Source organism: Cupriavidus necator (assembly GCF_016127575.1).
Taxonomy (GTDB): Bacteria; Pseudomonadota; Gammaproteobacteria; order Burkholderiales; family Burkholderiaceae; genus Cupriavidus; species Cupriavidus necator_D.
Map to the genome: position 1 here is coordinate 1,744,065 of NZ_CP066019.1, position 19,777 is coordinate 1,763,841.

A 19,777-nucleotide genomic window follows, 5' to 3' on the forward strand; every position below is an offset into this window, starting at 1 on the left:
TTAGGCGGCCGCGCTCATCGGCGGCTGTGGCCCCAGCGGCGTCAATCCGCCTGGCGTCAATTGCAAGACGCGATCCGCCGTCGCCGCAGCCACTGCCGAATGCGTGACGATAATCGCGGCCGTGCCGTTTGCGTTGACCAGTTTGCGCAGCAGGCTCAGCACCCGCGCGGCCGTCTCGTGATCAAGGTTGCCAGTCGGCTCATCCGCCAGCAGCAGCATTGGACGGTGTACCAGGGCACGCGCAATCGCCACCCGCTGCAACTCCCCGCCGGAAAGCTCGCGCGGCAGACTGTCCTCGCGCCCCTCAAGCCCAACCGCGGCGAGCATCTCGGCAACGCGCGCCGACGCCCCTTTTTGCTCGAGGCCGTTCAACAGCAGCGGCAGCGCCACGTTCTGCGCCGCGCTCAAATTCGGCAGCACGTGGAAGGCCTGGAACACGAACCCCAGCTTGCGACGCCTGAGCAAGGTTGCGGCATCGTCGTCCAGCTTGCCCAGATCCTGTCCGTCGAACTGGATGCGGCCACTGTCGGGCCGATCCAGACCGGCGATCAGGTGGAGCAGCGTTGACTTGCCCACGCCCGATTCGCCCATGACGGCGACAAATTCGCCGGCGTCCAGCGCAAGACTGACTCCGCGGAGAACCGTGCGCGGTCGGGCGCCGTTGTATGTCTTGGAGACATCTGTAAGGGTCAGCACAATGTCGTCAACCTCGCGTGGCGTGCCTCTCCGTCAAAGCTGTGACGGGAGAGCGGGCACAAGCCATTCTGCCACCGTTGAAGTGCATGGACTTGTCGAAGAAGGCCGCTAGAAGTCGGACGATTCCCACTGGGAACGGTGCAGCCACTTTGCCATTTCCTGGCGCTGGTTCGCTTCGCAGCCGATCGGGGGGATTTCGACTGACGCAGTGGCAGGCCCGTTCCATTGATCCGTTCACTGGCTATCCTTCTGCTTGTGCGGCTCGTGTAGATGCGGCACATTTGTTTCCGTCACTGTCTGGGCGCCCATCCAGCTCCTTGTGGCGCCGCCGGGGGCGGAAAGCTGGCGCAGTCCATGCGCAAGACGGCATGGATCATGCGGCCATTAGCGTGTGGCGTCTCGGTTCCCGGGTGAGATCCAGGCCGGAAATACACCCGCTGCGCCCATGGATGGCTCAGGGAATGAACCCGGCAGCTTCATCAACCGTGCTTCAGGTCACCGCCGGAACCACAGCATCGAGAGCCCGCACGCCACCCCCAGCAGCAGGACCGCTGCTGCCGAGAACAATGCGCTGATCTCGGTTTCCTTGCGCTCGAGCGCGAAGCGCGCGCTGAGCTGGCGATACACCTGGCTCAGGTCCGCAGCCGAGCCAGCCTGGAAGTACTCGCCGTTCGTTATCGCCGCTACCGCCCGCAAGGCGGGTTCATCGAGCTGCATGTAGTAAGACAGGCCCGACTCTGCCGCGGCTCCGCCCTGCGGCGTACCGAAGCCCACCGTATAGACGCGCACGCCGCGCTGGGCGGCCATGCGCGCAGCGTCCAGCGGGTCCGGGCCGGTGGTGCGGCGGCCATCGCTGAGCAGGATTACCGCACCGTGCCGATACGAGCCGGGCTGCGCCGCCGGCCGTTCCTGTTCGCGCTTGCGGACGGCGTCCGCCGCGGCGGCCTCTGTCAGCGATCTGCCGCCGGGACCGGGTGCGAGCGACTCGCCGCTGAAAAGGATGGCTTCCAGGTCGATGCCATCGTCGGGGAACAACACTGCCAGCGCCTGGATCAGCCCGCTGCCGGTCGCCGTGCCGAGCTGGAGCTGGAAGCGATCGATTGCGTCGAGCATGTCCTGCCGGTTGTCGGTGGGGGGCAGCACCACGGTCGCGGTGGCGGCAAAAGAGACCATGCCCAGGCGCACGCTGGCCGGCAGCCCGACGATGAGATCCCGGGCAGCCTGCTTGGATGCGCCGATCCGGGTTGGTGCAACGTCGGTCGCCGCCATGCTGCGGGAGGTGTCCATGGCCAGCACCAGGGTGATGGTGTCGGACGGCAGCGTGATCGTCGCCGTAGGACGGGCGCAAGCCAGCAGGGCCACGCCCAGCGCGAGCAGGAAGAGCAGTGGCGGAATGTGACGCCGCAGCCGTTGGCCGGGACCCAGGGCGGCGCGCGGCAGCGCAAGGCTGGCATACAACAGCGCGATTTTCTTGCGCCGCGCAATCAGGTACAGGTAAGCGGCTGCCAGCAGGGGCAGCGCAAGCAACAGCCAGAGCATTTGCGGCCAGAGAAACTGCATGCACCTGCTCCTTGGCGCGTGGGTAAGACGATGGTACTGTATTTTTCACGGCGGGACGGGACCTCGGGAGCGGCAATGAGACGGGTAACGATCTACGGATGGGTCTCGGCAGCGGTGGCGCTGGTGCTCGCGGCGGTCGTTGGCTCTGCCTGGCTGTTGCAGCCGACGCCGCGCGTCCTCAAGCAAGCCGACATCGACTCCGCCGTGCTGCACACGCTGGAAACCAAGCGCCTGCCTTCGCGCACAGCCAGGGCGGCAGAGGCGGTTCGCGAGTCGGTGGTGGAAGTTCGCAGCTATGCGCCAGCCGAAAAGGCTGCGGACAAGCCGAAGAAAGCGGCATCCGCCCCACACGCCAAGCGTGATCCCCCTGCCACACGCCGCAAGGCACCCCCCGAATCGGCTCCGCTATCCCCGCCGCCTTCGGGCGATGAACTCGCAAAAGGCGACCCACCGGGCAGCAAGGGCGAGTCCGGCGGCAAGCGCACAGCCCGCCACATCGGTTCGGGGGTGGTCGTGACCGAAAGCGGCACCATTCTCACCAGCTACCACGTCGTCGCCGACGCCCTGCGCCTGGAGGTCAGGTTCCACGACGGCCACACGGCCGAGGCCTCGGTTGTGCAGGCGTTCCCGGAGAAAGACCTAGCCGTGATCCGGCCCAGTTCCATCCCCGACGACCTGCCGCCGGCGACGCTCGGTTCCAGCCGGAACCTCGCGCCCGGCACTGAAGTCGTCGCGGTCGGCTTTCCGTTCGGCATCGGCCCGTCGGTGTCTGCCGGCGTGGTGTCGGGGCTCGACCGCAGGTTCGTCTTGCCGGACGGCAAGCGGGACCTGGACAAGCTCATCCAGTTCGACGCCGCCGCCAATCCGGGCAACTCCGGCGGACCGCTGGTGAATCTGGATGGCGAGGTGGTAGGGATCGTCACCGCCATCCTCAACCCCAACCAGAGCGGCACTTTCCTCGGCATCGGCTTTGCTGTCACGATCGAAAGCGCCGGCGCTTCCATCGGATCCTCTCCTTTCTAATCGCGGGGGCCTATGAACGACCAAACCCGGGGCGCAGTGGACAGCGCCGAATTGATGGAACGCCTGCTGTATGAGGTGAAGCGCGTGGTGGTGGGGCAGGACCACTTCCTCGAACGGGTGCTGGTGGCGATCCTTGCGGGTGGCCACCTGCTGGTGGAAGGCGTGCCGGGCCTGGCCAAGACGCTGACCGTCAAGACGCTGGCCAGGACCATGAGCGGCTCCTTCAAGCGCATCCAGTTCACGCCTGACCTGCTGCCGGCCGACCTGATTGGCACGCGCATGTATAACCAGGGCACGGGCGAGTTCTCCACCGTGCGGGGCCCGGTCTTCGCCAACCTGCTGCTGGCCGACGAGATCAACCGCGCGCCGGCCAAGGTGCAGAGCGCCTTGCTGGAAGTGATGGAGGAGAAGCAGGTCACCATCGCCGGCGAGTCCCATCTGGTGCCCACGCCCTTCCTCGTCATGGCCACGCAGAACCCGATAGAAACGGAAGGCACCTACCCCTTGCCTGAGGCGCAGGTCGACCGTTTCCTGATGAAGGTCCTGGTGGGCTATCCCAGCGAGGAGGAGGAGGCCGTCATCGTCAACCGTGTCACCGGCCCCAGCATCAGCGTGAGCCCCATCGCGACGCCGGAGCGCCTGACAAGCCTGCAGGACGAATGCGGCAGGATCTATGTGGATCCGAGCCTGCTCCAGTATGCAGTGCGCGTGGTGGCGGCCACCCGCAAGCCTGGAGGCTACGGGCTGGAGGACCTGGATCGATACATAGCGTTCGGTGCCAGCCCCCGCGCCACCATCGGCCTGATCGAAGGCGCGCGCGCCCTGGCGTTCCTGCGCCGCCGGCACTATGCGCTGCCCGAAGACGTGGTCGATCTCGTGCCGGATGTCTTGCGCCACCGCCTGGTGCTCTCGTACGAGGCCATGTCCGACGGCGTGACTGCCGACCAGCTCGTCACCCGCATCCTGCAGGCGCTGCCGGTCCCGGAGCGCCCATTGGAATCCCATGTTCGGGCGCCTGCGCAATAGGCGGCGCCGGAGCGGCCCGGAGGCCGCACCCGGCAGCATGCCCGCCGGCACGGCGCTGGCCAGCGTCGACGCAAGGCAGACCGAGGCCTTGCTGCGCCGCCTGGAATGGACCGTGGTGCGCCGCCTCGATGGCCTGCTGCAGGGCGACTACCGCACGCTGTTCCGCGGCTTTGGGCTGGATCTTGCCGACCTGCGCGAATACCGCCCCGGCGACGACGTGCGGCACATCGACTGGAACGTGACAGCACGGCTGCAAACACCGCACGTGCGTGAGTACCAGGAAGACCGGGAGGTCTCCGTCTGGTTCCTGCTGGACCTGAGCGGATCGGTCGGTTTCGGTTCCGGCAGCGTAAGCAAGCGTGACCTGCTGAGCGACTTCACCACCGTCATGGCGCTGCTGCTGACGCGCTATGGCAACCGGGTCGGCGCCCTGCTCTACGGCGGGGCCACAGACGCGGGCGCGTCGGTGGTGCCGGCGCGCTCGGGGCGCCGGCACCTGCTGCACCTGCTCGACCGCATGCATGGCACACCGGCCGCGTCGCCGGGCGACACCCGCTTGCGCGACCTGCTGGAGCGCGCACGGGCAGTCGCGAAACATCGATCGGTGCTGTTCGTGGTCTCCGACTTCATCAGCGCCCCGGGCTGGCAGGCATCGCTCCAAATGCTGGCCCGGCGCCATGAGGTCGTCGCCGTGCGGCTGGTCGACCCGCTGGAGATGGCCTTGCCCGACCTGGGCCTGGTCGTGCTGCAGGATGCCGAAACCGCCGAGCAGATGTTCGTCGACACGCACGACCCGGCCTTCCGCAAACGCTTCGCCGCCGCCGCCCAGGCGCGCGAGGACGAATTGCGCCTGGCCTTCACCCAGGCCGGCGTGGCGTGCCTGACGCTGTCGACCTACGCCCGCCTGGACCTGGCCCTGCTGCACTTCACCCGCCGGCGCCGCCACCGTCAAGGTGCCGCCGCAACAGCAAAGCAGGAGAACGGACCCAAGGAGGCAGCATGACCGATGCCATAAGCCGGCTACCCGTCTTCAGCTTCCTGTGGCCAGGCATGCTGTGGCTGCTCGCGCTCGCCCTCGTGCTGTCCGCTGGCTACGTATGGCTCGACAGGCGCCGGCGCCACGCCACGGTGCACTATCCCACCCTGAAATCCGTCGGCGTTGCCATCAGGGGCGGTGCGACCTTGCGCCGCCACGTGCCGCCCATGCTGCTCCTGCTGGCCCTGGCCGCGCTGACCTTCGCCATCGCCCGACCCCAGGCAGTGATGATGCTGCCCTCGCACATCGAGACCGTGGTCGTGGTCATCGATCTGTCCGGCAGCATGCGCGCGCAGGATATCCAGCCCAGCCGCATCCGCGCCGCCCAGCAAGCGGCCAAGGTTCTACTCGACACACTGCCCGCGGGCGTCAGCGCGGGAGTAGTCGCGATGGCCGGCACCGCCGCCGTGGCACAGGCGCCCAGCCGCAGCAAGGATGCCGCGGCCACGGCGATCGACCGCCTCAAGCCGCAAGGCGGCACCGCGCTGGGCAATGGCCTGCTCATCGCGCTGACGACGCTGCTGCCGCAGACGGCTGGTGACGCCGAGCGCCTCATGAACGGCGACACCACGCCGCTGCAAAAGCCGGACGCATCCCACAGCGGCGAAGCCGTGACGCCCGGCTCTTATCCCTCCGGGGCGATCGTCCTGTTTTCCGACGGTGAAAGCAACACCGGCCCGGCCGCGACGCAGGCGGCGCAGCTTGCCGCGGCGCACGGCGTGCGCGTTTATACCGTCGGGGTTGGCACGACCGACGGTGTGGTGCTCTCGGTCGATGGCTGGTCGGCACGCGTCAGGCTGGATGAGAAGGTGTTGAAGGAAGTCGCCAATGCGACAGGGGCAGAGTATTTCCCGCTTGCGGATGCCGCGCAACTGAAGAGGGTGTACCGGGCGCTCAATATGCGGCTGACGTTTGGCAAGCGCGAACAGGTTGAAATTACTGCGTTCTTCGCCGCGCTGGGGGCGTTGCTGGCCACGTGTGCGGGGCTGCTGTCGTTGTGGTGGTTCGGGCGCGTGATGTAGGCAGGGACTGGCTCTGGCGGAGGAAAGCCGGCCGTCCCTTTGCCGCAGCCGTGCCCCACACTCAGAACCACTCAGTCACCGCCCCCTGCCCACAACGAAGTTCAAACAGCTTCTTCGGAGATCGGATGCTCGGACCGAGGATCGGAATCCATGCGCGCATTCTAGGTGGCTCATCAGCGTTTCCGCGGCAGACTTCGTCATTGCCCCCGATTTTGCGGTCTCTAACAACGGCTAATTGCCGCGCCTTCCCCGGTCTGCTGGTTTAGTGTCGCGCCACCGCGTCGGCGTCATCCCGAACTGCGCAGTGAACCAACGGAAAAACGAGCCATAAGCGGAGTACCCGAGCGACTCGGCAATGCGTCCCAGCGAGAGGCTTCCGTTGTCCATGTAGTGGATGACGAGATCGCGCCTTACGCCATTGACCATGTCGGAGAAGACCTCTCCGGCGCTTTCGAGCTGGCGTTGCAGCGTGCGCACGTTTATTCCCAGGCCTTGAGCAACTTGCTCGATGGTAGCGCGCCCTATCGGAAGCATCAGGTAGATCGCCTTGCGCACCTCGAGTACAACCGACGGCTCGTTAGCCCCCGGCAACCCTTCAAGCAAGCGTTGGGCATGGCGTGCCATGACGGGGTCGGCAATAGGGTTGGGAATCTCCAGGTCGGCAGCTCGGCAAACCAGACCGTTGAACGAGCTTGCGAACTCCAGCTTCCCCCCGAAGATGCGGCGGTGCAGCCGCAGATCAGATGGGGCGTCATGGGTGAAATTGACGCTAAGAGGGTACCAGGAAGTGCCCAGAAGCGTGCTGCACATGCGTGACAGTGTGCCCAGTGCCAGTTCAACTGACTGTATGGACGGGCCGACATCATCCGCGACGACGTCCTCCCGCACGATGACCTTCTTGCCGACCTCCTCGATCCGGATGACCAGGAGCTCATTCATCAGGTGCCGAAACTGAATCAACGTTCCGACAGCGTCGCGCAGGGTCCTTTGGTGCGTGAGCAAAACGCTGACGACACCGAGATCGGACAGTTGCCACAAATCGGCCATACGCAGCCCGAATGTCGGACATTGCGTGATCCGCGCTGACTCTTCCAGCAAGGTAACGGCACCACTCCCGGGAATCCAATGGTCCGGGTCCGCAAGCATCTCGCTGCTCAACCGCAATTTCCTTAACAACGGCTGCGGTTCCAGACCCAAGTGCTGCGCAACCTTGAAATAGTTCTTTAGCACGCCAGTGCGAATCAATGTGCCCATCTTCTCTCATTCACCCGGGGAGTAACCCGGATCCGTTCGTTCAGGGGAAACCCGGGCACCCAGCATTCTGTCACGAAAGGAGACATCAATGTCATGAAATGAGAGAAAACGACCGCCCCGGGATTAATAGACTAATCCCGTAAATCAACGATGAACGGAACCCCCTGGCAGCGTCCGGTTCGACCTCAACAATTCGTTGCGGCGCCGATAGCTAAATCCCCTATCACGGAGAACGAAATGCAATTTCTGGATGATTCGCTGCACCCGGAGAATATGGACAAGGTGGTGATCACGGTGGCCCCCTACGGTCCGGAGTGGATGCCGGAAGATTTCCCCGAAGACATCCCGGTGACCATGGAAGCGCAAATCCAGAAGGCCGTGGATTGCTATGAGGCCGGCGCCAGCGTGCTACACCTGCACGTGCGCGAGCCGGATGGCAAGGGTTCCAAGCGCTTGTCCATGTTCAACGAACTGATCGCCGGCGTTCGCAAGGCGGTGCCGGACATGATCATTCAGGTCGGCGGCTCGATCTCGTTTGCGCCGGAAGACGATGGCCAGGCTGCAAAGTGGCTGTCGGACGACACCCGACACGCACTGGCCGAACTCGACCCGAAACCGGACCAGGTGACGGTAGCGCTCAACACCATCCAGATGAACATCATGGAGTTGATCTATCCGGAATTCTACGAAGGCACGTCCCTCGCCAATCCGGCTACGTACGATGCCTATCGTGAAATGATCGTTCCGGCAGGCCCGACCTGGGCGGAAGAACACTTGCGCCGCCTGCAGAATGCCGGCATCCAGCCGCATTTTCAGTTGGTTGGCATGCATGCGCTCGAAACGCTGGACCGCATGGTGCGCAAGGGGGTCTACAAGGGCCCGCTGAACCTGACCTGCATCGGCATCGGTGGCGGCCACCATGGTCCGCATCCGTACAACCTGTTCGACTTCATCCAGCGTGCACCGGATGGCTGCACCGTTACCGCCGAGTCGTTGTTCAAGAACGTACTCCCGTGGAACACGATGGCGTTGGCGATGGGGATGCATGTGCGCTGCGGCATCGAGGACACTCTCATTGATCAGCATGGCAAGCGCTTCACCTCGGTGCAGCAGGTTCAGCAGCTTGTGCGAATCGCCAAGGAGTTGGGCCGCGAGATCGCCGATGGCAAGGAAGCGCGGGAGATCTACCGTATTGGCACCTGGTACGACGATGTCGACGAAACCCTGGCCGGCAATGGCATGACCCCTAACCGCAAGCCTGGTGTCAAGAACGTGCCGCTGCGCCGCGTAGCCTGAGTCGACTACGGCGCAGACAACAAATCGGTCCAGTTGATGTGTGCACCCCAGCGCCTGAATTGCAGCAACTGGATCGATCTGTCTTGTCTTGTTCGCTCCTGCCGGCGTCAGTCATGAGGAGCAAGTCTTAGCGCCCCTGCTCATGTCAGACGCACCGGTCATTCGCACAGCCACCGCGTACGACGCGGTAACAACACATAGGCAAAGAGCCAAATGATCTCGAACATCATCCGACTCACACGCGGTACCTGCCTTGCAACGCTGTTGTCCGCCCTGCCCCTGTCCGGCGCGCTGGCGGAAGGGGATTGGCCCAACCGCCCCATTCGCATCCTCGTCCCAGCTCCGGCGGGAGGCGCATCCGACATGATCGCGCGCACGATTGCGGAAAGCATGCGCCAGAACCTCAAACAATCCGTGGTGGTTGAGAACAAGCCCGGCGCAGGCGGCATCATTGCCACGGAGGCAATGCTCGCCGCGCCACGCGATGGCTACACATTCGTGCTGTCTCCCAACTCGCTTGTGACGGAGAACCCGTACAGCTACAAATTCCGCTTCGATCCGTTCAAGGATCTGGCACCGGTCGCTGAAGTGGCCAGCGTGCCGCTGGTGCTGGTCGCCGACCCGCGTCTGCCGGTCACCAATGTCAGCGAGATGGTGGCCTACGTGAAGGCACATCCGGGGAAGGTCTCCTATGCGTCCTACAGCCCGGGTACGCTTTCTCACATCAAAGGCATGCAGTTCAACAAGGCGGCCGGGCTGGACATGGAGCACGTCGGCTACAAAGGCTCGCCCCCCGCGCTCACCGACCTGATGGGCGGCCAGATTCAGTTCATGTTTGACGGCATGGGCACCGCGCTTGCGCTCGTGAAACCCGGCAAGGTCCGGGCGCTGGCGGTGACATCGGCCGAGCGTTCGCCGTTCCTGCCCGCTGTGCCGACAATGGCGGAAGCGGGCTACCCAAATCTCAGCCAGATCATGGGCACCAGCGTCTGGTCCACGCCCGACGTGCCAGCTGCCATCCGCAGCAAGCTGCAGCAGGAGCTAATCAAGGCCGTCTCATCCCCTTCGGTGAAGAGCCAGCTTGCGGCACTTGGAATGAACGCAGGGAGTCCCACACAGACCTCCGCCGATCTGGAGAAAACGCTCAAGCGGGAGAACGAGCGGACAGGTCAGGCACTGCGTGCCATCAACTACAAGCCCTCCTTGAACTGACCGCCATGCACGACGACAAGTACACGGGTACAAGCACCCCGCCAGCCACACCCATCAGCGACAGCTTGCGCGCGAGCGGCTATTGGAATCCGGAGTGGAACAGCTTTACGGAGCTGGACCCCATCTGGACCGAGAAATTCCTCGACATGGCCATGCATCCGATGACCAAGGGGCTGATCGAGCCAAAGGTCTGGGAGTTCATCTCCATTGCCGTCGATGTATCCTGCACGCACATGTACGGTCCTGGAACGCGGCGCCATATCCGCCGCGCGCTCGAGCTGGGCGCCACCAAGGAAGAGATCGCCGCCGTCCTTCAAGGCGTTAGCGTTCTAGGCTTGCACGCGAACAGCATGGGTGCGCCGATGCTGCTCGAAGAAGTCGCGCGCTTTGACGCGCATTCTCAAAGCAAGAAGTGAATCTCTTCCATCCAAGGCACACCATGCCAGTCAGCTTCATGCTCTGACTGGCATTTTGACCCATTCAAGCGCTTTCCATGGCTTTCCTGCTCCAGTCACCCCCTAGCGCCAACAATAGCGCAATGCGCTGGTTGAGATGATCGCCCCTCAGGTGGATCAGATCCATCTCGGCAGCCAGCATTGTCTGCCGAGCCTTCAGGACGCCGCGCGGATCGGAAGCACCAATGCTAACGCGCGCCTCCTCGCGCTGTACCAATAGCTGGCTCTCGTTCACCCGATCCTGCAGTTGCCTGGTGCGATCTGCAAGATTCGATTCAGCGCGCAACCCCGCATCGACCTCGCCCAGTGCCTGCAGGGCACTGTTGCCATAGGCGATCATGGCGGCCCTCTGCTCGGCGCTGTAGTAGTCCGCCCTGGCCTTGAGCTTTCCTCCCGTGAACAACGGCGCGAAGATCGCGCCATTCAGTCCCTTGATCGGAGTGCCGGACTGGTTGAGCAACAGCACGTCGCTACGGATGCCGGTAATGGCCGCGCTGATTGAAATGCTTGGCAGCCGCGCTGCCTCGGCGGACTGCCTCAGGTCGAAGGCCGCGGCGACGCGGTGCGCCGCGGCCGTCAAGTCCGGGCGGCGATCAAGCAGGTCTGCAGGCAAGCCTGCCTGCGGGGCTATGGGAATGGCGGGCAACTCCAGCTTCCCCACACTATTCCCGATTTCCCCGGCAGGATAGCGGCCAAGCAGCAGTTCCAGGGCTTGCGCGGCCTGGCTCCTGGCGAGTTCGGCCTTCCGCAGCGAATCCACCTGCGTGCGCAGCGCATTTTTCGCCTCCGCCGGTTCAGTATCCGGCGCCGCACCGATGGCAACCCGCCGCTCGGCGATCTGCACCAGTTGCTCCTGCACGGCAACGGCTTGCCGCTGCCGGTCTTCCAGCTTTGCGGACCGGATCAGCGTGAACCATGCTTTGGCAGTAGCGGCTGCGACGACGCGCTGCGCCCAGAGATATTCGTCCGCGGTAGCGGCATACTGGGATTTCGCGGCACACGATTGTGCGCGGATGCGGCCCCAGAGATCGATCTCCCAGCTCGCACCAATCGAAAGGAACTGGGTTTCCGAATGGCCAGCCCTGCCCTTCACGCCCGCGCTCGGCAACAGGCCGCTGCTTTGCATGGTAACGAGTGCCTGCGCCTGCTCGACGCGCACCGCTGCAAGCCTGAGATCGCCGTTGTGCGCGATCGCTTCCCGGGCCAGCCGCTGCAGCTCAGCATCGTCGAAGCTTGCAAGCCAGTCGTCCGCGGGCTCGCCTGCTGCGGCCTCGTTTGCCCAGGTGCGCTGCCCTTCAAGCGCGGGGACCGCCTGGCCTCGAAGGCTGGCGCTATCCGGCGGCGCCTGCAGAGCGCAGCCAAAGAGCATGGCGAGCGGCACCAGCAGTACCGGAAGAGTCTTGTTGAGAGATGACGACACAGGCTTGCCTTTAATGGAGCTTGAATACCAGATAGTTCAGCTTGGAACTGACGCGCAGGAAGACCATCCGAACGATATGGAACATCTTCATGTGCGCGGTGTAGATGGCACCCGCGCCGACCGCCCCGACCGGAAGCATCTGGCCCTTCGATTCGTCGCGCAGGTCCAGCTTGACGGCGAACCGGTTCGGTACGGCTTCCGTGGCAGCAGTGTTCGGAATCATTCCCCCCTGCGCGAACTGGCCTTGTGATTGCGCCCAGACGATCGAATCCACCCTTGCCTTGATGATTTCACCCGGATGCGTCGGCAGGTAGATCTCGGCGACATCCCCCGCCTTGACGTTGTATAGCTCGTTCTGCTTGTAGAAGGCGACCACCTCCTGCTCGTCCTCAACGAAGCTGAATGCCGGCGAGAACGGAAACGGGACCAGCATCGTGCCCACGCGCACCTGCAGGTTCACGACCTTGCCGTCGGCGGGCGCCCGGTACTCGGTTTGGCCAAGTTCCCATCGGGCGTTCTCGAGCATGACTTCGGTTTCCGCGCGCTTGGCGCGCGCCGTGGCGATGGCGGCGAATTCCCCCTGGCTTTTGGCAGACAGCTTCTGCCTGGCCTCGTCCTCGACGGCTTGAGCGCTGGCCAGTTCGCCTTCCAGTTCGTGCCGCCGCGCCAGGGCATCTTCCCGGTCAAACTTCGATCCGGCCCCTGCCGCAAGCAGTGCCTCATGTTCCCTGAGCCGCTGTCGGGCGAGCGACAGCTTGGCCTGTACCGTGGCAACCTTGCCGGCCGCTCCGCGCACGGACTCGCTGAGTTGGCGAGCAACGGCCTGCGCTTCGGCAAGCGCGGCGTCGTCCGCCATCAACCTGCCCTCAAGTTGCCTGACCGAGGCCTGATAGGGCGTCGGGTCGATGCGCAGCAGGACATCGCCTTTCTTGTAGTGCCGGTTACCCTCGGCCGGAAGTTCGACAATGCGCCCCCTTACCTGCGGCACCACCTGGAGCACCTTGCCGACCACCCTGACATCATGGGACGAAGGTGCCACCACGTTCAGCGTCAGGACCAGCAGCGTCAGGGCAACCACCGGAATCGTGACCACGATGACCATGGACGTCGTGTTCCATGGCAGCCATTTGAACTTGAAGAAGATCAGCCAGACGGCCAGCGCGTAGATAGCAAGCAGCAGCGCATCCATTCAGCTCTGCTCCCCTGCGCCGGACGTAGCGCCGCGTGCCGGCGCCCGCAGGGACGCGACGTTCCCGGGCCGGCCGATGGGGGCATGTGCCGCGCCTCGCGCCGCTTCGTCTTCCGGTAGTTTGTCGGTGCCATAGGCCGCCCGGTAGAACACCGGCTTGGTGTGTGCCCAGAGCCAGGCCATCGGCCACAGCAGTCCGCCGAAGAAGAGCGAAAGCAGGCATAGCGCATGGATGGCTTCCCTTTGCGGATGCTGCTTCCGGTGGGCGACCTTATCCGGCCAGATATGCAGCATCCAGAACAGGTAGATGGCTGCGAGCGGCACGAATATCATCACCACCCAGGAGATGGCATTGGCGGCGCTCTCGAGGGCCTTTCCGCTGAGGAAGGAGGCGAACGCTGGTTCATGCATTGCCAGCAGGCCAAGGCCCGCCAGCAGATATTGACGCAGTTTCATCGGGGAAATAGAGAGATAGGGCACCAGGGCCCGGTGTTTGACTTGCCAGGTACTCGGTCGCGTTGAGAACTACAGTGTGCTGGCCGGCGCAGTACCCGCTGATTCGCTGCGGCTGTTCCTGGCGGCGCTATCCGGCATGCGCCCCGCTTGCCGGCCGGATTGTGCATCCGTCGGGCAGTTCCGGCACGGGCTGGCTGAAACCGGCCCGGTTGACCTTTCGCTGTTGCCGGCCGGCACATCGTCCGCGTACAGGAGGTTGTACTTGCTCTGGCCGGCATTGCTGGCCGCACGGCAGGCCGCGGATTGCAGGCCGGCGCCGGTACCGGAGCAGGCTTCCGGCTGCGCCGCGGTGTCTCGCTGCTCGTGAGCGGGCAGGTTCTGCGCGTACGATTGCGCGGCGCCGGCAATCAGCAGGGCCATGACAAGGTTTGGCACCCCACGACCGCGCGCGCCGGCGCCCGCTATCGAGACAGCCGAAAGGCAGTGCTTGATCATTCCTGTAGTTTCCTTCGAAGTGGATCAGATACCGTCGACGCAAACCGGCGCGGCCGGTCGCTTCTCCGTGGATGTGCACACCTTATGCCGGTGGCGCGGGCGGGGCTATCAAAGAAATTCGAAAGTGAGGTTGCGTCGAATCGATGCGCGCCAAGGGCCGCCCGGTATTTCGAATTCCTTTGATAGCCACCATGGCGAGGCAGGCTTACTCTGTCCGCCGTCGTATGCCCTCCCAGGTGAAGATCAGGTTCACCTGAACTGACTATCCAATGAATGCTGTTTCCGCGATTTCCACACGTGTCATCGCCATTGCCACGGCAAGCGCCATCTCAGGATGCGCGATCCCTACCTCTGAGACCTGGCATCCGTTCCAGGAGCCCTGGCCGTGGACGAAAATCGTCACTGTCAACCGGACCGATCATGACGTGCTGGCACTACGCGCCGGCCCTTGCGAGACCGGACCCGCGTCGTGGCGCTCGCTGTCGGCACCCTCCTTCTGCTTCCTTGGCACCAAGCCGGAGGGGCCCATCGCGATAACCTGGAGCGATGCCATAGCCGGCACGGAATCCCATGCCGCATCCGAACAGGGCGAACTGCTTGCCTCGACGGCACCCCTGCCACGCCTTTGGCGGGAAAAGCCTCATGCGGGCGAAGCCATCGGCAACTTCCTCTGCGTGGTCCTACGCAATGATGCGCGGGTGGACGTTGCCGTTACCGCCAGCGCAGAAGCTTGCGCCGTTCTTTAGGACGCCTCTGACAAGTTGCTCGGCGAGGTAGACCGGCTGCCGCCAGCCCGGTCCACATTCCGCGGTGCCGCCGTGCACACGGCAAGAGCAAGACTTCTACGACTGCTCATGAACTCTCCTGAGAAGGTGCCAGTCCGGGGCATGGCGCTATCATTCCCCGGTGGCGGGGATTCGCGCCTCGGTGCGGCGGCAATCAGCGCCAGCCAATGCGCCCGGCCGGGGCACAGAGAAAAATACCCGCCGTACAGGCGGGCGAACCAAGGCCCTCGCAACGGGGCAGTACCCAAGACGAGTGGTGCCTTAAGCAGGCATCCAGCCTTCCCCCCAATGCTGACCGTGCGTAGGTGTGTTCACAATCATAGAAGTTAGAAGGCCAGCGGACGAGAACCGCAGGCGACCTCGTTCTCACCACGCCCGCGCTCGCATACGCTCATCAGGCCTTGAGCGATGAAGGCGGACTGCAGTTCGATCTCATCGTCCCAGCGTTTGGCTTCAGCCACGTGGCCGTGCAGGTCAGCGCAGAGTTCGGACAGTCCTGAGCGCCCCACGACCCCGAGCGTCCCCGCGATTCGATGCAGCAGCCGTTCCAGGTGGCGGATGTCTCGCGCTGCCCGGACCGCCTCGAATTCGTTCAGGTCCACCATGGTCTGCGCCAGGAACGCTTCGGCGTATTCTTCGGCGACCGACGGCAGCTCAGGCAGATCGTCATCGGTTAGCAGCACTGGCGCCGCCCCATCATCCGTACGTGGCGGGTCGGCCTTGGCGGCAACAGCATCGAGCACCGAAGCCAGCGTCGCCAGCGACACCGGTTTCGTGAGATAGCCGGTAAATCCGCTTGCCAGCCCCTCGGTAACATCCTTCGGTCTCGCGCTTGCGCTTACGGCATAGACAGGTATCTCCGGCCAGCACCGCCTGATTTCACGAAGCAGGTCGAATCCATTCATTACGGGCATGTCCACATCCGTCAGCACTGCATGCACGCCCTGTTCCGACAACACTGCCAGGGCCTCGTTGCCGTTGCCTGCTTCGATAACGCTCGCACCTAACAGGTGAAGCTGGTCGCGCAGCAGTTTCCTGTTCAGCAGATTGTCTTCCGCGACCAACACGGAAAGGCCCGCGAACGGCGCTGCGGACTGATCGTGTATGGCAGCCACGACACGATCTTCGTCGACAAGCCTGGTCTCCGGAGCATTATTGAGGACCGCCTGTGCAGCGGCATGGATACCGGCCAGGCTGTAGGCAGACACCTCCCGGCTGCCATCCGGCCGTATGGTCGGGACGAGCGGGCCCAGTTGCTTGAGCCATACGATAGTGGCGGGGTTCCGCCACCACGCCATGACTTGGGCCGGATCCAAGGACTCGGTCACGAGCAGGCAGTCGAACCTGTCCCCGTCAATGGGCTCGTCGATGCTGGAACGAAAAAATGGCTGTGATGATCCCCAGTCGAAATGGTTCAGCATTCCTTCGAGGCACTCTGGCTCACGGGACAGGACCAGCGCGCGGCGCGGCGCCAGGCGCCATTGCGCCGGGGTCTGATGCCCGCCCGGCGGGCTGAGCGGCAGGCGAACCGTGACGCGCGTGCCAACGCCTAGTACGCTGTCCAGCGTGATACGTCCGTTCATCCGCTCCACCAGCCGCATGCAGATTGACAGTCCAAGCCCGGTCCCGCCGGCCTGCGCGAGACGATTGTTGCCGATCTGGGAGAATGGCTGAAACAGCCGTTCCTTATACTCCTCCGGTATGCCAACGCCGGTATCGGTGATGACGATCTCAAGGTTTTCATCCACCCATTGCGCGCGCAGGACAATCTTCCCCGCCTCGGTGAATTTGAACGCGTTACCAAGCAGGTTGTTGATGATCTGTGTCAGGCGCACCGGGTCAAGATTGAGCCGCGCCGGAATCTCCTTGCCATACACCGCGAAGAAGCTCAGCCCACGCCGCGCCGCAAGCGGCGCGTGCGAGATTGCAATGCGACCCAGGAGTTCCGTGACGACGACAGGCTCCTCCGCAAGACGCATCGCTCCCACGTCGAGCTTCGAAAAATCGAGCACGTCATTGACGATCTGCAGCAACCCTTCGGCCGACACCTGCATGGAGCTTACCCGCGCCCGCTGCTCCGGCTCCAGCCTACCGAGGGCCACGAGCTCCATGTTTCCCAGCAGCGAGGAAAGCGGCGTCCGTATCTCGTGGCTCATCGAAGCAAAGAACGCCACCTTGGCCTTGGCCGCAGCCTCGCTGGCAAGTCTCGCTTCGTGCAACAGCTGCTGTGCGCGTGCCGCTTCGGCATATGTGCCGGTCAGGAAGCGATAGTTCCAGTATCGATACATCGCGAATAGCAAGGCGAGAAGCGCGGCCGTAATCAGGCCGGTAACGAGCAGTTCCTCCCGCATTTCCCGGAACTGCTGCCCTAGCGGCAGTGCGAAGACCAGGTGGCCGAAATCCGCAATGAGCGGCGGGCGCCGCAGGGCCCATCCATAGTCCTGGACCCAATGAAACAGCCCCTCCGGAAGTCCCTCCAGCCTGGCGTCCAGGCGCCGTGCGTTGGCCCGTGCACCTGAAGCAACCAGTGGCGTGCCCAGGCGATCGACGACAATTGGCTCCGGGATCGACAAGGTCGGCCAGGCTGGCCGAAGCAAGTCTTGCAGCGGGATCCGCGTCAACACGATGGCGTAGAGTGCGTCGCCTTTCGCGACCAGCGATGCGCCAACCATCTCCGGACTCCCTCCGGCTGCATTCGCCGGGATGCCCAGCCATACGACACGCTTCTCCCGCGCTGCCTGCAAGAGATCCATGTCGCGGCTCTGGAACCGCTCAAGAATCATCGTGGTGATGCTTGACGACGACAGCGGCGGAAGGGTCGCAGCCACGCCGAATCCCGATGCGTCGGGCGCTTCATACCGATACGTCGCCCCGTTCGCAATCGAGATCATTTCGATCGAAGGCTTCTGGCTTGCGGCAGTCAGCGTCCGGACAGCCTGGTCGCAACTCTGCTCCAACACCGGATCGGGAGGCGCAGACGGAGACACCTGTGTGCATAGACTGCCGGCATGCCCGCGCTGCGCCACGGGGACTTTGCCATTGCTGCGCAACTCAAGGATCAGGTTCGTCGCCGTCAGGGTGCTGCGGCGTTCGAGCACCGCATCGACGACGCCCTGCTCGTACAGGCGCGCGACCTGCTCCTGGGCGCGCAGGGATTCATTCAGGCGGGCAAGCATGGCTGCCGAAGCGATCGCGATGGCGACCAGCCCCAGCAGCAGGACCACCATCGAGAACACACGGCGCTCCCGCTGCAGATTCCGCTCAACCGAGTGATCGGCGTGTAGTGGCGATTGCTGCGAGCGCTCGCGCTCTTCCTGCATCAGGTAAGACCGTTGTCGCGTGCGTACGTGACAAGGTCCGCATTAGTGGTGATATTCAGCTTGCGCATTGCCGAGCGCTTCTGCGTCGCAATGGTAGCGAGCGATCGATGGAGATATCCCGCGATTTCCGTGAGAGTGCTGCCAGTCGCGAACATCCGCACAACTTCGATCTCCCGCGGGGACAGCGGGCTTGCCGTGCCGTTGACCAACGCCCCCGCACTTGACATCCTGGCCGCTATGCCCGGTGACAGGCGCTGGCCAGTACCTGTTATTGCATCGACACAGATTTGCCTCAGGATGCCCGGCTCCTCGTTCTTCCCGACGATGGCCGCAACGCCCATCTCCTTGATGCGCGTGAGCAGTCCGCCATTGGTCAACATCGTGAAAACCACGATCGGTGTATGTGGACGCGACTGCCTGAGCCGGTGGACCAGCCGAAGACCGTCATCATTGACGTGGGAACGCTCCATCGTGAAATCGGTGACGATAAGGTCAGGTTGTTGCGTTTGTAGCGCCGCAAAGAGCTCTTTTCCTGACGAGCATATTGCGGAAATCCGGACATTCGGGATCTCGCTCAAGGTGGCCTTGACTGCGAGTTGAATTACCGGGTGATCGTCTGCGATGACGACGGAGATGACAGGTGGCGGCATGCGCGTTAACTCAGACCGGCAGCACGCTTGTATGGATCGGGGCGACGTGCCCAACCGGCGGAACTGGCTGCATAGGGCACCGGATTCTACCAAGGGGCACTCACCTTCATTTGACAAAATGGGACATATATTTGGCTGATCGTCCCACGCGGAGTAATCGTACTGCGTCCCAGTCCAAAGCTCTTCCAGGCGCGATTCCTGTCTAACCGAGCACGCGAGGAGCTAGCGCAAAGGGCACGCGTTCATATAGATCACGTCAAGCGGAAGACATCACAGCAAGAGGCTTGCACCTGGCACTACTCTCGCTGCCCTAAAGCGCAAGCGTCACCACGCGCAGCGTGGCATCGTCTGGACACGCTAAATCGGCAAATCCAAAACGTTTAGCCAGTCGCCGCATGGCGGTATTCGACGACAAAACATAGCCTTCCATGCATCGATAGCCGCGGCTCCGAGCGATGTCGATCAGTGTGCCCAGCAGTCGGCTGGCCAGGCCGAGTCGATGCCAGTCATCGGCGACAGTCACCGCAAACTCGCAGGTATCGCTACCCGGCGCGGCGGCGTAGCGTGCGCCACCCACAATAGACGACACCTTGTTTTCCGTGGCAAGCGCTACCAGCGCAAACTCGCGCTCAGCCGACGGATGCGTCGCTTGCTCGAGCATCGCTTCCGGCAGCTGTTGCATGGCAGCCATGAATCTGGCGTAACGCGCATCGGCAGAAAGTCTGTTAAATGCCGCTAACAGGCCGACCTTGTCGTCTTCGGTAATCTCCCGCACCAGCACTTCCCGTCCGTCGCACAGGGGCACGTTGTACGGGACGAAGTTTGTCACGTCAGACTTGGCTTGCATGGCAACGGAGTCGTAAGGAATGAAAGCGAGCTCGT

18 protein-coding genes are annotated in these 19,777 nt (G+C 63.6%); 8 read left to right on the top strand and 10 right to left on the bottom strand.

Annotation, left to right across the window (positions count from 1 at the left end):
- On the bottom strand, positions 1–696 hold the full coding sequence (locus tag I6H87_RS26905; protein ID WP_011617337.1) for an ABC transporter ATP-binding protein: 696 nt from the start codon (positions 694–696) through the stop codon (positions 1–3).
- Between the two features lie 495 nt (positions 697–1,191).
- Positions 1,192–2,256: a VWA domain-containing protein gene (locus I6H87_RS26910; protein WP_010814596.1), complete on the bottom strand. Its 1,065-nt coding sequence runs from the start codon at positions 2,254–2,256 to the stop codon at positions 1,192–1,194.
- Between the two features lie 75 nt (positions 2,257–2,331).
- Between I6H87_RS26910 and I6H87_RS26915 the strand changes: the two genes are divergently transcribed.
- From I6H87_RS26915 to I6H87_RS26930, 4 genes are read left to right on the top strand one after another with little or no spacing between them, the layout of a single operon-like run.
- On the top strand, positions 2,332–3,279 hold the full coding sequence (locus I6H87_RS26915) for a S1C family serine protease (protein WP_011617338.1): 948 nt from the start codon (positions 2,332–2,334) through the stop codon (positions 3,277–3,279).
- 12 nt (positions 3,280–3,291) lie between these two features.
- The gene (locus I6H87_RS26920) at positions 3,292–4,305 is read left to right on the top strand and encodes an AAA family ATPase (RefSeq protein WP_011617339.1); all 1,014 of its coding nucleotides are present in this window, start codon (positions 3,292–3,294) and stop codon (positions 4,303–4,305) included.
- Complete coding sequence (locus tag I6H87_RS26925; RefSeq protein ID WP_010814599.1) at positions 4,283–5,308, top strand: DUF58 domain-containing protein; 1,026 nt, start codon at positions 4,283–4,285, stop codon at positions 5,306–5,308. Before I6H87_RS26920 ends, I6H87_RS26925 begins: the two co-directional genes overlap by 23 nt.
- Positions 5,305–6,363 (top strand): VWA domain-containing protein, encoded by a 1,059-nt coding sequence (locus tag I6H87_RS26930; protein WP_011617341.1) that lies wholly within the window; start codon positions 5,305–5,307, stop codon positions 6,361–6,363. The genes I6H87_RS26925 and I6H87_RS26930 overlap by 4 nt, the downstream gene beginning before the upstream one ends.
- A gap of 231 nt (positions 6,364–6,594) precedes the next feature.
- Here I6H87_RS26930 and I6H87_RS26935 read toward each other — a convergent pair whose 3' ends face one another.
- Positions 6,595–7,617 (bottom strand): AraC family transcriptional regulator, encoded by a 1,023-nt coding sequence (locus tag I6H87_RS26935; RefSeq protein WP_011617342.1) that lies wholly within the window; start codon positions 7,615–7,617, stop codon positions 6,595–6,597.
- Between the two features lie 237 nt (positions 7,618–7,854).
- Here I6H87_RS26935 and I6H87_RS26940 point away from each other — a divergent pair, with 237 nt between their 5' ends.
- The 3 genes from I6H87_RS26940 (at position 7,855) to I6H87_RS26950 (ending at position 10,541) form a co-directional block, all read left to right on the top strand.
- Positions 7,855–8,913 carry a beta-keto acid cleavage family enzyme gene (locus tag I6H87_RS26940; protein WP_011617343.1) on the top strand — a complete coding sequence of 353 codons (1,059 nt, stop codon included), beginning with the start codon at positions 7,855–7,857 and terminating at the stop codon, positions 8,911–8,913.
- Between the two features lie 213 nt (positions 8,914–9,126).
- Entirely contained in the window at positions 9,127–10,125 is a 999-nt protein-coding gene (locus I6H87_RS26945; RefSeq protein ID WP_011617344.1) for a Bug family tripartite tricarboxylate transporter substrate binding protein, read from the top strand.
- Between the two features lie 5 nt (positions 10,126–10,130).
- Positions 10,131–10,541, top strand: a complete 411-nt coding sequence (locus I6H87_RS26950) for a carboxymuconolactone decarboxylase family protein (protein WP_011617345.1) — start codon at positions 10,131–10,133, stop codon at positions 10,539–10,541.
- 64 nt (positions 10,542–10,605) lie between these two features.
- Here I6H87_RS26950 and I6H87_RS26955 read toward each other — a convergent pair whose 3' ends face one another.
- The 4 genes from I6H87_RS26955 to I6H87_RS26970 all read right to left on the bottom strand — a co-directional run bounded on the left by I6H87_RS26955 (position 10,606) and on the right by I6H87_RS26970 (position 14,065).
- Positions 10,606–12,000: an efflux transporter outer membrane subunit gene (locus I6H87_RS26955; RefSeq protein WP_011617346.1), complete on the bottom strand. Its 1,395-nt coding sequence runs from the start codon at positions 11,998–12,000 to the stop codon at positions 10,606–10,608.
- 10 nt (positions 12,001–12,010) lie between these two features.
- Entirely contained in the window at positions 12,011–13,189 is a 1,179-nt protein-coding gene (locus tag I6H87_RS26960) for an HlyD family secretion protein (RefSeq protein WP_011617347.1), read from the bottom strand.
- A complete protein-coding gene (locus I6H87_RS26965) occupies positions 13,190–13,645 on the bottom strand; it encodes a DUF3302 domain-containing protein (RefSeq protein ID WP_041688127.1) in 456 nt (151 codons plus the stop codon).
- Positions 13,646–13,714: 69 nt separating this feature from the next.
- Complete coding sequence (locus tag I6H87_RS26970; protein WP_231881447.1) at positions 13,715–14,065, bottom strand: hypothetical protein; 351 nt, start codon at positions 14,063–14,065, stop codon at positions 13,715–13,717.
- A 344-nt stretch (positions 14,066–14,409) separates the two neighbouring features.
- On the opposite strand from I6H87_RS26970, the gene I6H87_RS26975 reads away from it, so the two are divergent.
- Complete coding sequence (locus I6H87_RS26975; RefSeq protein ID WP_011617350.1) at positions 14,410–14,886, top strand: hypothetical protein; 477 nt, start codon at positions 14,410–14,412, stop codon at positions 14,884–14,886.
- A 365-nt stretch (positions 14,887–15,251) separates the two neighbouring features.
- On the opposite strand, the gene I6H87_RS26980 is transcribed toward I6H87_RS26975, so the two are convergent.
- From I6H87_RS26980 to I6H87_RS26990, 3 genes are all read right to left on the bottom strand, one after another.
- Positions 15,252–18,245 carry an ATP-binding protein gene (locus I6H87_RS26980; protein ID WP_011617351.1) on the bottom strand — a complete coding sequence of 998 codons (2,994 nt, stop codon included), beginning with the start codon at positions 18,243–18,245 and terminating at the stop codon, positions 15,252–15,254.
- Entirely contained in the window at positions 18,245–18,895 is a 651-nt protein-coding gene (locus I6H87_RS26985; RefSeq protein WP_011617352.1) for a response regulator, read from the bottom strand. The genes I6H87_RS26980 and I6H87_RS26985 overlap by 1 nt, the downstream gene beginning before the upstream one ends.
- A gap of 310 nt (positions 18,896–19,205) precedes the next feature.
- Positions 19,206–19,742 (bottom strand): GNAT family N-acetyltransferase, encoded by a 537-nt coding sequence (locus tag I6H87_RS26990; protein ID WP_011617353.1) that lies wholly within the window; start codon positions 19,740–19,742, stop codon positions 19,206–19,208.
- Positions 19,743–19,777 lie beyond the last annotated feature (35 nt).

Bases quoted from the DNA above. Each gene is read 5' to 3' on its own strand.
- I6H87_RS26970 (WP_231881447.1), bottom strand. From the start codon at position 14,065: ATGGCCCTGCTGATTGCCGGCGCCGCGCAATCGTACGCGCAGAACCTG.
- I6H87_RS26960 (WP_011617347.1), bottom strand. From the start codon at position 13,189: ATGGATGCGCTGCTGCTTGCTATCTACGCGCTGGCCGTCTGGCTGATC.
- I6H87_RS26935 (WP_011617342.1), bottom strand. From the start codon at position 7,617: ATGGGCACATTGATTCGCACTGGCGTGCTAAAGAACTATTTCAAGGTT.
- I6H87_RS26910 (WP_010814596.1), bottom strand. From the start codon at position 2,256: ATGCAGTTTCTCTGGCCGCAAATGCTCTGGCTGTTGCTTGCGCTGCCC.
- I6H87_RS26985 (WP_011617352.1), bottom strand. From the start codon at position 18,895: ATGCCGCCACCTGTCATCTCCGTCGTCATCGCAGACGATCACCCGGTA.
- I6H87_RS26980 (WP_011617351.1), bottom strand. From the start codon at position 18,245: ATGCAGGAAGAGCGCGAGCGCTCGCAGCAATCGCCACTACACGCCGAT.
- I6H87_RS26950 (WP_011617345.1), top strand. From the start codon at position 10,131: ATGCACGACGACAAGTACACGGGTACAAGCACCCCGCCAGCCACACCC.
- I6H87_RS26975 (WP_011617350.1), top strand. From the start codon at position 14,410: ATGAATGCTGTTTCCGCGATTTCCACACGTGTCATCGCCATTGCCACG.
- I6H87_RS26945 (WP_011617344.1), top strand. From the start codon at position 9,127: ATGATCTCGAACATCATCCGACTCACACGCGGTACCTGCCTTGCAACG.
- I6H87_RS26925 (WP_010814599.1), top strand. From the start codon at position 4,283: ATGTTCGGGCGCCTGCGCAATAGGCGGCGCCGGAGCGGCCCGGAGGCC.
- I6H87_RS26990 (WP_011617353.1), bottom strand. From the start codon at position 19,742: ATGCAAGCCAAGTCTGACGTGACAAACTTCGTCCCGTACAACGTGCCC.
- I6H87_RS26915 (WP_011617338.1), top strand. From the start codon at position 2,332: ATGAGACGGGTAACGATCTACGGATGGGTCTCGGCAGCGGTGGCGCTG.
- I6H87_RS26920 (WP_011617339.1), top strand. From the start codon at position 3,292: ATGAACGACCAAACCCGGGGCGCAGTGGACAGCGCCGAATTGATGGAA.
- I6H87_RS26940 (WP_011617343.1), top strand. From the start codon at position 7,855: ATGCAATTTCTGGATGATTCGCTGCACCCGGAGAATATGGACAAGGTG.
- I6H87_RS26930 (WP_011617341.1), top strand. From the start codon at position 5,305: ATGACCGATGCCATAAGCCGGCTACCCGTCTTCAGCTTCCTGTGGCCA.
- I6H87_RS26965 (WP_041688127.1), bottom strand. From the start codon at position 13,645: ATGAAACTGCGTCAATATCTGCTGGCGGGCCTTGGCCTGCTGGCAATG.